The sequence below is a fragment of the Acetobacter sp. DmW_136 genome (assembly GCF_008690365.1).
Taxonomy (GTDB): Bacteria; Pseudomonadota; Alphaproteobacteria; order Acetobacterales; family Acetobacteraceae; genus Acetobacter; species Acetobacter oryzifermentans.
The window spans coordinates 131544-144316 of the sequence record NZ_VHON01000007.1 but is presented as its reverse complement, the minus strand read 5'-3'; the positions used below and the strand labels follow the sequence as shown (position 1 = coordinate 144316).

21 protein-coding genes and 1 pseudogene are annotated in these 12773 nt (G+C 51.4%); 7 read left to right on the top strand and 15 right to left on the bottom strand.

Features of this window, described 5'->3' with window-relative positions; genetic code table 11:
* The 13 genes from FKW31_RS03725 to FKW31_RS03665 form a co-directional block, all read right to left on the bottom strand.
* Window positions 1–1725, bottom strand: coding sequence for a terminase large subunit (locus FKW31_RS03725; RefSeq protein ID WP_150177791.1), 1725 nt, complete (start codon window positions 1723–1725; stop codon window positions 1–3).
* A 2-nt stretch (window positions 1726–1727) separates the two neighbouring features.
* Complete coding sequence (locus FKW31_RS03720; RefSeq protein ID WP_150177788.1) at window positions 1728–2189, bottom strand: phage terminase small subunit P27 family; 462 nt, start codon at window positions 2187–2189, stop codon at window positions 1728–1730.
* A gap of 199 nt (window positions 2190–2388) precedes the next feature.
* A complete protein-coding gene (locus tag FKW31_RS03715; RefSeq protein WP_150177786.1) occupies window positions 2389–2709 on the bottom strand; it encodes an HNH endonuclease signature motif containing protein in 321 nt (106 codons plus the stop codon).
* A gap of 114 nt (window positions 2710–2823) precedes the next feature.
* A complete protein-coding gene (locus tag FKW31_RS03710) occupies window positions 2824–3282 on the bottom strand; it encodes a DUF6362 family protein (protein ID WP_150177784.1) in 459 nt (152 codons plus the stop codon).
* A 232-nt stretch (window positions 3283–3514) separates the two neighbouring features.
* The gene (locus FKW31_RS03705; RefSeq protein ID WP_238332734.1) at window positions 3515–5410 is read right to left on the bottom strand and encodes an ATP-binding protein; all 1896 of its coding nucleotides are present in this window, start codon (window positions 5408–5410) and stop codon (window positions 3515–3517) included.
* Window positions 5391–6419: a toprim domain-containing protein gene (locus FKW31_RS03700; RefSeq protein WP_150177780.1), complete on the bottom strand. Its 1029-nt coding sequence runs from the start codon at window positions 6417–6419 to the stop codon at window positions 5391–5393. The genes FKW31_RS03705 and FKW31_RS03700 overlap by 20 nt, the downstream gene beginning before the upstream one ends.
* Window positions 6416–6835, bottom strand: coding sequence for a hypothetical protein (locus tag FKW31_RS03695; RefSeq protein ID WP_150177778.1), 420 nt, complete (start codon window positions 6833–6835; stop codon window positions 6416–6418). The genes FKW31_RS03700 and FKW31_RS03695 overlap by 4 nt, the downstream gene beginning before the upstream one ends.
* Complete coding sequence (locus FKW31_RS03690) at window positions 6828–7013, bottom strand: hypothetical protein (protein WP_150177776.1); 186 nt, start codon at window positions 7011–7013, stop codon at window positions 6828–6830. The genes FKW31_RS03695 and FKW31_RS03690 overlap by 8 nt, the downstream gene beginning before the upstream one ends.
* Window positions 7003–7197 carry a hypothetical protein gene (locus FKW31_RS03685; RefSeq protein WP_150177774.1) on the bottom strand — a complete coding sequence of 65 codons (195 nt, stop codon included), beginning with the start codon at window positions 7195–7197 and terminating at the stop codon, window positions 7003–7005. The genes FKW31_RS03690 and FKW31_RS03685 overlap by 11 nt, the downstream gene beginning before the upstream one ends.
* Window positions 7187–7657 carry a hypothetical protein gene (locus FKW31_RS03680; RefSeq protein WP_150177772.1) on the bottom strand — a complete coding sequence of 157 codons (471 nt, stop codon included), beginning with the start codon at window positions 7655–7657 and terminating at the stop codon, window positions 7187–7189. Before FKW31_RS03680 ends, FKW31_RS03685 begins: the two co-directional genes overlap by 11 nt.
* Window positions 7651–8178 carry a hypothetical protein gene (locus FKW31_RS03675; protein ID WP_150177770.1) on the bottom strand — a complete coding sequence of 176 codons (528 nt, stop codon included), beginning with the start codon at window positions 8176–8178 and terminating at the stop codon, window positions 7651–7653. Before FKW31_RS03675 ends, FKW31_RS03680 begins: the two co-directional genes overlap by 7 nt.
* Window positions 8179–8478: 300 nt before the next feature.
* On the bottom strand, window positions 8479–8799 hold the full coding sequence (locus tag FKW31_RS03670; protein ID WP_150177768.1) for a hypothetical protein: 321 nt from the start codon (window positions 8797–8799) through the stop codon (window positions 8479–8481).
* Complete coding sequence (locus FKW31_RS03665; protein WP_150177766.1) at window positions 8796–9020, bottom strand: YdaS family helix-turn-helix protein; 225 nt, start codon at window positions 9018–9020, stop codon at window positions 8796–8798. The genes FKW31_RS03670 and FKW31_RS03665 overlap by 4 nt, the downstream gene beginning before the upstream one ends.
* A gap of 93 nt (window positions 9021–9113) precedes the next feature.
* Here FKW31_RS03665 and FKW31_RS03660 point away from each other — a divergent pair, with 93 nt between their 5' ends.
* Window positions 9114–9443 carry a helix-turn-helix domain-containing protein gene (locus FKW31_RS03660; protein ID WP_150177764.1) on the top strand — a complete coding sequence of 110 codons (330 nt, stop codon included), beginning with the start codon at window positions 9114–9116 and terminating at the stop codon, window positions 9441–9443.
* Here FKW31_RS03660 and FKW31_RS03655 read toward each other — a convergent pair.
* A complete protein-coding gene (locus tag FKW31_RS03655; protein ID WP_166443372.1) occupies window positions 9400–10191 on the bottom strand; it encodes a 3'-5' exonuclease in 792 nt (263 codons plus the stop codon). The two genes, FKW31_RS03660 and FKW31_RS03655, sit on opposite strands and share 44 nt — an antisense overlap.
* 196 nt (window positions 10192–10387) lie before the next feature.
* Here FKW31_RS03655 and FKW31_RS03650 point away from each other — a divergent pair, with 196 nt between their 5' ends.
* Window positions 10388–10744 carry a hypothetical protein gene (locus FKW31_RS03650; protein ID WP_050793106.1) on the top strand — a complete coding sequence of 119 codons (357 nt, stop codon included), beginning with the start codon at window positions 10388–10390 and terminating at the stop codon, window positions 10742–10744.
* Window positions 10745–10763: 19 nt separating this feature from the next.
* On the opposite strand, the gene FKW31_RS03645 is transcribed toward FKW31_RS03650, so the two are convergent.
* On the bottom strand, window positions 10764–10997 hold the full coding sequence (locus FKW31_RS03645; protein ID WP_035352231.1) for a hypothetical protein: 234 nt from the start codon (window positions 10995–10997) through the stop codon (window positions 10764–10766).
* Between the two features lie 87 nt (window positions 10998–11084).
* Between FKW31_RS03645 and FKW31_RS03640 the strand changes: the two genes are divergently transcribed.
* The 5 genes and pseudogenes from FKW31_RS03640 to FKW31_RS16650 all read left to right on the top strand — a co-directional run.
* Complete coding sequence (locus FKW31_RS03640; RefSeq protein ID WP_150177760.1) at window positions 11085–11462, top strand: hypothetical protein; 378 nt, start codon at window positions 11085–11087, stop codon at window positions 11460–11462.
* Complete coding sequence (locus FKW31_RS03635) at window positions 11459–12004, top strand: hypothetical protein (protein WP_150177758.1); 546 nt, start codon at window positions 11459–11461, stop codon at window positions 12002–12004. The genes FKW31_RS03640 and FKW31_RS03635 overlap by 4 nt, the downstream gene beginning before the upstream one ends.
* 29 nt (window positions 12005–12033) lie before the next feature.
* Window positions 12034–12297, top strand: coding sequence for a hypothetical protein (locus FKW31_RS03630; protein WP_150177756.1), 264 nt, complete (start codon window positions 12034–12036; stop codon window positions 12295–12297).
* Complete coding sequence (locus FKW31_RS03625; protein WP_150177754.1) at window positions 12273–12620, top strand: hypothetical protein; 348 nt, start codon at window positions 12273–12275, stop codon at window positions 12618–12620. Before FKW31_RS03630 ends, FKW31_RS03625 begins: the two co-directional genes overlap by 25 nt.
* A pseudogene (locus FKW31_RS16650) lies at window positions 12617–12772 on the top strand (helix-turn-helix domain-containing protein); the annotation flags it as partial. The gene FKW31_RS03625 and the pseudogene FKW31_RS16650, both read left to right, overlap by 4 nt.
* Between the last annotated feature and the right edge of the window lies 1 nt (window position 12773).

The window sequence follows — 12773 nt, the reverse complement described above, 5'->3', positions numbered from 1 at the left end:
TTACATTCCTTCGTAAACGAACCCTTGTTCAGCTCCATGCAGAGCCACGCCCAGCGCCATGATCAGAGACACGGCACCGTCAATCTTGTTTTCCACTCGCTCTTTGCGCGGGTAGATGTTGTCCTTTGCATCCGTGTGGCAGACCACGTTGGAGATGCACCATTCCAGAACCGGGTTGCCGTCATGGTGCAGCCTTCCGGACAACACCAGGGCTTCCAATTCTTTCATGGCCTCGGAAAAGTTCTGCACGGTCTGGCGATATTCACGCATGGGCACATCTTTTTCAGACATGCGCTGCGCAAGCTGGGTGGCCTGCCACGGATCATAGGCGACATCCGTAACATTGAAGTCGTTCACATCTTCCAGCAGGCCGTTTTCGACAGTTTCAAAGTCCGTCACGTCACCCGGCGTGGTCTGGAGATATCCCTCAATTGCCCAGCCTGGATATTGTGCGTTTGCAGATTCATCTACCGCCCGCTGAGGCAGGTAGAAGGTAGAAAATGCGTAATAGTGCGTCACACCGTCTATCTGGCGTGAAAACAATAGGATTTTACTCGCAAGGTCGATCTTGCTGGCGAGATCCAACGCTATGATGCAATCCTCAGCCGCGAAATCATCAATAGATAGATCCCGGTCTGCGCATCTCAGCCACGCCTGCATATCCATCCAAGCCTGATCCGCATTTACCCAGACATCCAGATGCTTGGTTTTGAAATTGTTCTGCGCACTGGCAAGCTGCATCGCCTTGTTAGCAAGGCCCGCAACGTAGTCCGGCATGACGGAAACGCCCCAATTCGGATTGGCCTTTTGCCACGAGGCAGGATCTGTCCAATCGTCACCGTCATCTATGGTGTAGATGATGCCAAATAGCTGCTCATCCTCTGCCTGATCGCCCTTGAGCGGGTAGGGGCTATCCTCCCAATCTGCCAAAATTTTGCGCAGCACAGCTTCCAGATAAGTCCAGAGCTCATAACCAATGCCAGATCTGTTTGATCCTGCCGTGGTGATGGCCCAGATCAGGGACTGGTCACGTTTACCGGCACCAGTTTCCACCACATCGTAAACTTCACGGGTTTTATGGGCATGCACTTCATCCAGGCACCCAAAATGGATGTTTAGACCATCCTGTGTATCGGCATCACGCGAGAGCGGACGGAAAATGCCATCATTGCATGCTGAGATAATCCCGCGCTGCTGAACATCCAGCCCATACTTGCGCGCCAGTGGCGGCATTTTACGCGCCATAGCCTGAGCATCGCCAAACACAATCTTGGCCTGGTCACGCGTAGTGGCAGCAGAATAGACCTCTGGCCCAGGCTCACCATCAGCGGTGAGCATGAACAGTGCTACACCAGATGACAGTGTGCTTTTGGCGTTCCCGCGCGGCACGCCGATAAAGGCACGCCGGAAGCGGCGGAAGCCTGTTTTCTTATGCACCCATCCGAAAACCGTGGTCAGAACAAAGCACTGCCAGCCTTCAAGCTCTATCAGCTCACCATCGCGAGCCTTGGGGCCCTTGATATGCGGCATAAGCTCCAGAAAGCGGCAGACGCGCTCAGCTTCTTCCTTATCAAACCGGAAGGGCCATTTTTTCTGCTTGGCTTGCACTAGATCCTGCTGCTGCCGTTTGCATGCGGCCACGACCTGCCAGGAGGCTGGGATTTTACGATCCAGCACATCATTGATGTAGCGCTGCGCTTTCTTGATGTAGGGATGCTTTGCCATACTCACACGTTGTCAAATGGGTTGAATAAGTCGCCTTGCCCCACGTCCTTCAGGCGCATGCGAGCAACGGGTGAAAAGCCATAATTGGAGCCAATGCTGCTCATGGGCTTGATCTGCTCAGAAATGATGCCCAGCTCAGGACGTGTACGGATCATGCGTCCTTGCCTGCCATGTGTCTCAAAGGTTTCTTGACCGGCATTCATCAGGGCCTCCTCATGCTTGCGCCACCGGCTGAATGCCTCGCAGTAGGCAGCGATGCTGTCATGATCCAGAACCGTAAAAAGCCCGCGCTCCACTAATGGAGGAACAAGGCGTTCCCATGCAGCCCGCGCCACCTCATTCAGAAAATCTGGCGGCGGCGCATATTCGGACGGGAGCCGGACACCATCCTCTGGAAGCGCCCGCTTTCCCGGATTGCCTTCAATCACACGAAGATGGCGCGGCTTTGGTTTTCTACCTCTCATGATGACCTTCCCTCATGCGAATAGGCAGGAGGGTTTCCATCCAACCATCCTGGTAACTTTTTCCCTCAATTTCGCGGGTGCAAAAATTTGCCCATGGCGCGGTTCAGGTGCTCGTCTGCGCCAGAGATTTGATACCCCCCACCCATTTGGGCGGTTTTTTCGTCAAAAATGGCAGTTTTCTGCTATTTTTTGACGATTTTTAGCGGTTCCAGCTATGATCTCGGCTTGTTCTGGCCGAATGATGGGACTGGCACAGCGTTCTCAGGTTGCTGGGATCTAACCGCATGGACGGAATTTCCCGCACGCTTTCGATATGATCCACGTTCAGCCTGTCACGTGGCGTTCTGCATCCGGGCACGCAGCAGATTGGATGGAGCGCCAAATGCTGGGCGCGCACTTTTTCCCAGGCCGCATCGTAACCGCGTTGGCGCGATGTGCCGCGCTGCTTATCGAACTCCTTCCGACGCTGCGCTTCTGGCTTGTGCCAGCGCGGCCGGAAAACTGGAGATCTGACAGGCATGTTTCGCTTTCATCTGGGCATAAAAAAAGGCCGCGTAGCCTGTTGGCTGCACGACCCCTGATCATGGTGTCTAAAAAACTGCATTTTCCGGAATTTGAGAAGTAAAAAATGCAGTTAGGCGTAATTTTTTTTCGTGATGTCTGCTATCCCTCTGATAAAAAAGGTTTTTGCCGTTTTGTCGCTCACACCCAAAAACTTACCAATCTTGCCAAAACTATAACGATGCCGATGCGACAACGGGTGGATCACCATCCAGAGTAAAATGGCGCGACGCCACGCATCATTGGAAATACCCTGCACCCATGCAAATGCCTCATCCATGCGGGATATGGCCGCAGCCGTTGGCATGGGTGGCCGCACTTCACTTTCTGCCGTGAGTGTGAGCAGATCATCCATATCCATCAGCGTTTCACCCCAGCCTTTACCCCAGCCTGCTGGACGGATGCCGTGGGCTGGCAGGCATGCCAGTGTATATCCGGCCTCAAACAACCGATCCTCCACGGCCTGTGCCATTTCCTGCCCACTTATGGGCTTGATGGCTTTTATTTCTAGCGAGGTTCCTGCGGTTCCCATGTGGTTCCCTTCTGGTTCCTTTTATTATTTATATATATCAATAGGTTAGAAAGAAAGGGAACTAAGGAACTAAGGGAACTGCTATTTTCTCTCACAATGGATTTGAGGCACGGAGAGCGTGCTTCTGTATAGGAGTAAAAAAACAGGTTCCCTATAGGGGTTTTGGTTCCCTTTAGGAAATATAACGAACTAATAGGAACCAGCGCGGTTCCGTTGTGGTTCCATGGTTCTCTTACAGCCCATCGTCACCATCATCAGACAGGCCAAGTTCACAACACCTGACCCAGAAGCAGCCCTTGTTCTTCTTACCATCCATAGTGATGGTGATCTGATGCCCACGCGCATTACGCGGTGGTGGCCTGTAGCTTTCCATTCGTGCAAACTCAAATACGAATTTCTGCCCGGCAAATGGGGTATCCTTGAACAGCGCCGTCAGCATAGCGTTGCGCGGCCAGATCCACAACCCGTCACCTTCACTGCCACGCGGAACATCCTGACCGCTGCGGGGCGTGGGTTCGTTTCGCCTGACAACCCTGATCCCATAACTTGCCAGAACGGATGCAACGTTTTTGCGGGAGAACGCATTTTCCTCCATATCCGGCTTTTCCTCACTCATTGGCACAAGCATGCGCTCTATCAATGATGAGAGAGACCGCCGATCTGTTGAGCGATCCATCTGCACTTTTTGCGAGAGCAGGTGATCTATCATCTGCTGGCTGCCACTGGCAGACTCTGCTGTTTCTGCCGTGCGTATGTAACCCATAACACTCCTGACAATATGATCTGCCTCTGTTTCTGCGGGCACGGTGTCATTTGCTAACGTCCACCAACCGGCCAGCAATGAGCCCATCTGATCCATTTCGCGTGGCTGACACCCGGAGCGGCCCACGGCGGCACGGAGGATGACACGCGCGGCGCTGTAGCGTTGCCACCCAGCCAATGCGCGGCCCCATAAACGTGGCCCGATTTCCTTTGCCCATTCAGCAAATTCCCGGTGTTCTGCCGTGTGGTCTGCGCCGTTTCTAGGTGCCTGCATTTCCACCAGCGTAAACCGGCCCAGATGCTGCGCCTCCATATCTGGTGGCCGGATGGATGCCATGATGATGGAGCCAGCCACCGCAATTTTGCGGGCGATACCATCCGAACCGCCACGCGCGCCCTTTGTGCCTTCGCCACCCGTTGCGGATAACACCAGATCCAGCAGGGCACGGGCAGCACGTTGATCCACACGGTCTGATGCCTCGTCCACCAACATGGGGATGGCACGGCCATCCACCATCTGTTCAATACCGGCTTTTGATGCATCATTCGTGGCGAATTTGAGCGGAATGGCATTTTGCAGCACACGCAGCAGGGATGATTTACCGCAACCAGCAGGGCCCGTTAGAAATCCGGCCGGACGCCACGGAATGGCCGCGCCATAATACGCACAGGCCAGCATGCCCATAACGATGATATCGCTTCCTTCCAGCCGGAAATCCCATAATTCCCGAACTTGGCGCTGAAACTCTCGCGCATCCACCGCTTCGCACGGTTCTGCTGGACGTGGCTCTGCTGGTGCAGCAGCCCAGATCTGATGCCCAATGCGCGTGCCTGGCAATTCCAGCTTTGAACCCACCAGAACACAGTCGCCACAATGCACCACCGGCATACCCTCTGGCGTAGGCCAGATACCTGGACGGCGGATCTGTATGTGATCACCAAAAAGCCCAGCAGAAAAGCATTCACGCTGAAGGAACTGGCAAGTGTGGTTGATATTAAAGTCAACCACCACTTCACGTACTGTTTCATGGCCGCTTTCATCCTGTTCTTTCTTTTTGGCAGTTTTCGGAAACGCCTCTTTCAGCCAGTCGATATTGCCACCGAATAACGCGACCAGATCTGGCCGCCGTGTCATTTGCGATGCTTTGAGCACACGCAACTGACCAACGCGATCCAGAAAATAGAAATTCCCATCCAGATGCCCGATAGTGACAACAGGGCAGGGCTTTTTTTCCTTTGGCTGTGCGGGAGGGCCGCCGTTACCGCTATCCTTACCGCCTGCAATAACCTGAAACTGCCGTTCCGCCGTATTGATGGCTGAGCGGATAGCGCTGAGGCCGCTTTCTTCATCTTCCGATAACATCATTGAAATCCTTGCCTTTTGGCGGCCAGGCCACATCTACCACACGCCCTGCGGACATATGCGTGTCTATGGCTTTACGCAGGCCCTTTTTGGCCGCCGTGCTTTCATCCCGATCCGCCAGAATGAGCACTCTGCGTGCTGTATCTGGCAGACAGATTGTTCCGAGATTTGCGAGAGAAATTGCTGCGAGTATCCGCAGATCCGGACGGGCCATGGCAACGGAAAGGCATGTTTCTATGCCCTCACCAATTGCAATAACCTCACCCGGTGAAACCTGTTTGAGTGTTGTGCCAGCCGCACCTTTGCGCAGCCGGATGCACGCACCACGGAAACTGCCCAGAACTTTTTTGGGAGTTTCCAGATCCGCCTTGGCCCATTGACCACCATGCTGGCCGAGCCACGTCTGATGCACGGCAACGCACCGCCCGTTCAGATCCGTGATGGCGGCCAGCATGGCAGGCAATGGCGCTTTGATTTCTGCACAGTAATTTTCTGGTGCAAACCGCAGCGCACCGGGGGGATGATCAAATGCTTCCAGCTTGATACCGCGCGCCCGTAAATAGAAATCTACTGGTGTGTTCAGGATATTTGGCTGGGCATTCATCCAGATATCCCGCGCACGCACAACGCGCTTTTTTGCATCGGCTTCTTCCTGCGCTTTGGCTTGTTCTGATTTTTCACGGATTTCCGCACGGCGCACCTCCACCGTTTCCGTGCTCAAACCCAACCAGTTGCAGGCCCAGCGATATGCGGCTTTCAGATCTCGGTTTGTCAGGCAATGGGCGACCAGATCTAGCGGATCACCACCAATATCTTGCGAAAAATCCTTCCACACACCGGCTTTTGCACCGGATAGATGCACAGCCAGTTTTGTGCCCGGCTCACCTGCCACAGATCCGGCCATCCATTCTGCGCCATTTTTTTTGCCACCAGGCAGCAGTTCACGCGCCAAAACCTCCATCTGGCCAGCCAGCATGGCGGAAATTTCTGCCGCTTTTAACTTGCTGCTCATGGCGCGCTCAATGCGATATAGCGTTGCACAGGAAAGCCATAACCGAGCGTATTAAGCACCGGCATAACGCCACGCCGCGCGTTTTGAATGTTGGAAAGATGCCCTTTGCTAATACCGAAACGGCGCGCAGCAGCTTCCTGCGTTCCGCAACGCCGGATAAAAGTATTCAGTTTTTCTTGGATTTCTCGGAGTGATGCAAACCGACCACTGCCGTCCCGCACTGGATAGCGCAGAACTTTCACCAGGCCAAGGGCTTTGCAGACACTATTGCTGATAGTTTGCATAGATTCTGCATCACGCACGGCCTGCTCCTTTAGCCCATGCTTGCGAGCAAAGGCAGCAAGGCTTTTTTCTGCCGCGATGGCGTTACGCAACCGACCGCAGAAATCGTATCCGTCTAGCAGCACCTCAGCCATTATACTGCCTCGTCTGGCGAACAGCCTTACGTGGCACGTGCCACGTGAACCCACTGGATGTGCGTGACTGCATGGAAAGATCTGGCTGCACGCGTGCGCTATCACGCAACGCCCGCGTGTTGAGAGGACGCCGACGGAAAAACCGACGTGCAGCCTTTGCATTTTTCTTACATGACATGAGAAGAAGTCTCCTGCGCAGCATGCTTTTTCTTGCGACTGATGCCCAGGGCATTGCGGCGCAGATAAATAGCGCGCTCAGATATATTGAGTTTACGAGATTGGCGCTTGATGCTGAACCCACACCGGGCGTAATGCCGGATTTTAGGATCTAGCTCCCGCCAGTTGAGGGCCTCACGCGCCATCGGGAATGCTCACCTGCAACGGTTTGCCTTCTGCGATGATTTTATGTGCTGTGGCCTCAATATGATGCAACGATGTGCGGGCGCGTTGCGCATATGTGAGGATTTCGTGCGCCTCCTGCACATCCACATTGCCATCTGCCATGCTCTCAAAGCCTTTTTGCAGAACCTCACTGGTGGCCTTGGCAAATTTGCCCATATCGTGCGGCAGCAAACCGTTGCCGAACTTGACCGGCACCAGGGCAAAACCCTCTGCCTGCGCCATAACGGCCAGAATAAGCGGCTCTTGCGCTTCCTTATCCAGCTCGACTGCTACATCTACCGGCACCACAGCCGCTTTTTCCCGGTTGCAGTAATCAGAAAGTTGCGTGATGCCGACACGTACAGCGCGGGATATTGAATCCAGACCACCACAGGCTTTGATGGCCGTACGTGTGGCTGTTTTGATAGCTGCGGTTAGCATGGCGCATTATCCGCAAAATAAGCGCTGGTAGCGGCATTGATACCGCCACCAGCTACGTCCACAGTAGAGGTTCCAACGACTCCAGCAGAGGATGAATGCGGTGCATCCAGCATTTCGAGCAGAAATTCTGTCCGTACGTCAGCGGGTTCCAGATGTGAAATCTGGGCATGCAGAAATTTCACTAAGGATTTCCGGAAATGATCGAGACGATCAGTGGTCAGGACATCTGACAGTTGTAGTACCCGCATCGCTTTTGAAGCGAACCTTTTCAGGAGGTCTTCCTGAAATTGCTCATGTAGCTTTGCAGTTAGTTGCCAATTCATATCGTCCGGAAGACGGGCAACGCGCAGATTTTCACCTGGAATAACGATGTATCCAGCACGCAGGCCAATATATTGAATGGTAGCCTCTGCATCTAAGCCAGAAAGCCATTTAATATGTGGCCCGGCGGGCTGTTGTTCTGACAAAACCTTCTGACAGGATGAGGCGGCAGACGTACGGGTAGTGTCATGAGGTTTCATGCTGCTGCTCCATCTGCTTTGGGAAGGTGAGAGGCGCTGGCAGCGGCATTGATACCGCCACCAGCTACGTCCATTATGTATGCGTTACCAACATGAAAGGACGATTCTGATGTATGGTATTGCCGTTTGCGAAAAGTGTGGCGCACGATTTGAAGTAGCCGGGAACTATTCAAAATCCACTTTCCAACGAGAAAACGACTGGGCAACGGTTTCATGCATAAAGTGGCATGAAGAACATCCAGAAGATGGCTCTTGGACGGAATGCACACGCGGGAAAGAGGCTGTAGATAAACTGACATCTCAGTGGCCACGCAGATAAAGAGTAGGGAAACCCAATATCTGCACATGCCGGAAAAAAGCCCGCCAGGAGGCGTAGCGTTTCCATATAAGGCGTGAAGAATTGCTTTCACCATCACGCACGGAGCGAAATAGCAATGTTGGATTAGCTATCCCTTCAGTTTGACTCCTTAGGTCTGGCACATCTGGCATCATGCGTGGCGGCATGAACGCCATTCTGAAAGCAGACATTTGCCAGCGCACACGTAATTCGGCCTTAAACGCCCGAAACGATTCCGGCTGACAGGGTGAGGGCTGGGGCTTACTGCTCTGGTTATGGTTCATGCTAGTTCAGCCTCATGTATTGGAATATCGGTATATAAATCAGGCCTTAGTTTCTGCAGGGGAATACCGGTAACCTCGGACACGCGCCTGACCCGAATATCCGGTATTTTTTTCCGTCGTCTCCAGCCGATTACGCTAGGAGGAGATACCCCAACAGCGTCAGCTAAGCGGCTAACACCTCCAGCGCGGGATATTGCTAGGTTGATCGCGTCATTGCACATAAGTGCACTATTAGCCCTAAGCTAATAAATAAATCAATGGGGAATTTAACTTGAGGCGAATTATCTTATTTGTGTTTGTGTAATAGTCGCAGCATGACACTGGGTCTACGCTTGAGAACATTAAGAGAACGTGCAACAATGGGGCAAGCTGAGGTTGCAGCCGCCCTTGATGTATCTATTCCAACAGTCAGTGAATGGGAGAGCGGCAAAAAATGCCCTCGTCGTTCAAGGATTGAAGCATTGTCTAAGTTATTTAATGTTACGGCGGACTATCTGTTATTTGGCACATCTCCGATGATGCCTGATCATAATTCTGATGCCGAAGAAAAGTGTTTATTGACACTGTATCGGCATGCAGATCCTCAGGTACAAATGGCGGTTATGACCCTACTTCGAGCTGCCGCTGAGAAAGATGCTCCTTAATAAATTTATTCTTCTTTATGTTGCTTCTCCTTGGTAAAGCGCCCTCAGGAATGGGGGGGACAAATTTCATATTTCCTATCTCGATATTAGATTGAGGAATGTTAACGATCATTCCACGATGGCTATAATAAACAACCATAGTAAGAAGTGCATCTTCGTCCGCTCCATGTATCTTTCCTGCTCTTGAAAGGCCCAGACGGGCAATGCATGCATTTAGTGTTGCCGGGCGTTCCCCCAATGTTTGAGCTTCTATTTTAGTGCATACAATTGGCTTTTCTGGCAGCACATAACCTGATTCAGCAAAAGCTTTCCTTAAAAAAGGAATATCAAATACGGCATTGTGTGCAACATAAGCTGTTCCAGCTTTTAGGAAGTCATATATTTCTTGAGATCTCTCTTGGAACACTTCTTGATGTCTGACTGTCCAATCATCGAAACCATGCACTTCTTGCGCTCTCGGATGACTTTTTTTCATTGGATCAAATATATAATGCCGACCAATCATCGTTTTTTCATGGTTTTGATCTGTAACAATCATTACCATGCATAATGTTATTATCTTATCTTCATAGCAATTAAGACCAGTTGTTTCTATATCTATAAAAATAGGGCATTTATAATCTACAAACTTTATATTGTCTTTTCTCTTTATTTCTGCGACGTTATTTATATATAAATTTGATTTCTTTTTTTCATAAGAAAATGCTCTAGTTTCTTGGTTTGTATTTATGGCTTCCGATGGGTTCACAGAACTATTCCTTAGAGTCATTAAATGAGCATTACCCGATAACATTTCTTGATATGTTGTTGGGCATGTTCTTTCCCGCGTAAGAAGTAAATCATCAGAGCGAAAAATAATTATCTAAAAGCTAAAATATGGGTTGCTAATAATATTAGCTTTGGGCTAATGTCCCCTCCATCGCCACAACGCGATGGAGGAATGAATGACACACAAGCATCACTACAAGACTGAACGGCAAGGGAATGCCTTTGTGTTGGTTCAGACCACCAACACACATGGCACACCTACCGTGCAAGTGCCTTATTCCTTCAAGCAGGAAGCGGATATTGCAATATGCGCAGCAGCTCATACTGCCACAGAGATAAATGCCTACCGGCGGCTAGCGGCGCTTGATTTGGCCAAGATGATCTCCAATGAATTTTTGGCATTTTCTGATCTAGACGCTGATAGGTTGCTTCTGTTGCGTGAAAAAACGGAAGACCTGATTACGCATTGCATTGCTGAAATACGTAATCAGAACCCAAATTCTTCACCAGAAGAAAGTAATAAAAAACATTGAGGTCTATATATTTGAAACTCTATTTATGAGTTTCAAGGTAGGCTTCACGGATTGCATCAAGATGCTCTTTATAGGTCTGCTTCAGGTCTTCCTTTTTATAAATAGCAGCAAGATCGCTGGTTCTATCGTCTGTTTTGTTGTCACCGTCTGCTCGCTCATTTCTTTCATGAGCACGCAGAAACTCAGCAGTGATGGTTGCAGCAGCCTGAATAATAGCCGCCTCAATCTCGGTTTTGAGTTCTTTTTTAGACATTCGTTTTCCTTTCTCGCCTCTGTTGGCGCCGCGAGAATGGGAAAAATGGGCGGATTGGGCAACCAGTTCGCCCACAAGGAGGAATGAATGACACTTATTGCGGAACTCCGCACGGTATCGGATGCTGCGCTAGAGCGCTCCCGTGCTGCATCGCAGCTTATTACGGCCATTGGCCCGCTGCTAGACCCAACATTACCCACACCAAACGCCATGCAGGCCGCCCGCGTGCAGCGTGCCGCCCTAAAGCTGGTGGATACCGCGCTGGAAGAAAGCGGCGCAGATGCCACCCGGTACGTAGGATTTGGCTTGGCGGCCCTATATTGCGGCCTGCAACCAGATCAATTTCATGCCTTATGCGAAAAAGGCAAAGGCCCATGCTGCACCATAGTTGAAGGCAACGGCCTGTTTACTGTGGCCGCACTGGATGAATGGATGGAAAGCATCCGCCAGAAGGAGGGTGCATGATGGCTGATGCAAACACCTGCCCAGTAAAATGCATTGGCACCAGCGAAGGTGATGGGGGCAGATATTATATCTTCCGTGATGTAGCCGGTCAGGAACGGAAGCTTACCAGAATGCAACTGACACGGCGGCCTGATCTTGTTGCGCTATTTGGCGGCAATATTAGCTGGTTAAAGTCTCATTTCCCGCATCATACAAACGTTATGAAATCACACCCAGATGGCAGCATAAGCCGCCACCGGATGGTATTGGATTTTGTGATTTCAGATGCCGCAGACTGGCTAATGTCTGAATGCTTGAGCAAGCCCATGCCTGCACCTAGCAACATACGCATACCTAATCAGGATTCCTATTTACAGGATTTGATCGCGCAGTTTTTGCACCAGGCAGATCTGATGGACGGGATCTCACTCGATTTACGTGCAGAACTGTTCATGCCCGCGGCAACGGCCTTTGCAAATATAGCTACCTGCATGCGCGAACAAACCGATGAGCTGAAAAAGCACCTTAAACACACTATTCTTGCAGAGGATCATACCCCATGACCTGAACACAATCCGCCACATTCCCTGGCATGCGCATTGTGCCCGTAGCCCGTGATGTTGTGGTGAAAAACCCAACCGGCAAGGGGGCGCACGCATACCCAACCATTGGCCGCGAAACACATACGCTGATGTTTGGAAAAACACCCGTGAAACACAAGGTAGTTTTTGCTGATGGCAAAATACTGAATTTTCCGCCCGCTTGGATTGCGCCGATTGTGAACACTGCACCAGATGCGCCCCAGATTGGATCATTGGTGGAGTGTCTGGAATGCCCCGATACCAAGCAACACTAACGCGCAATCAGGCGGGCAGGTATTGCGGCACGGTAACAGACCAACGTACCGGCAACCAGATTGAGTTTCCCGATTGCAGCAAGGAGCGCAGGGATGGCCGCTGGATTGTATCAGGCAAAAGCGCAACACCCTGCCTACCACAATGGTTTTTGGAAATGCGCAAGGTGGAAGATGGCCTGTTTGAAATAACGGCCACAGAGGACAGGAATTTTCTGATCCGGTTTCCTGAATGCGAACTGGATGAAACAGACGAACAGCGCAGCATAATCGGCTGGACAGATGATGTGCAGCTAATTGAGGCACGAAAGGAGAGGGCAGCGTGAAAACAGCCCATGAACCCACATGCTGCCGCATTAGCGCCCTAGCGCAGCGATGGGATTGCTCATCCGCTAAAATACGCCGAATGGTAGAAACTGGTGAGCTTCCCGCCCTGCGCCTGGGCAGAATGGTGCGGATACCTATGCAAGCCATCAAAG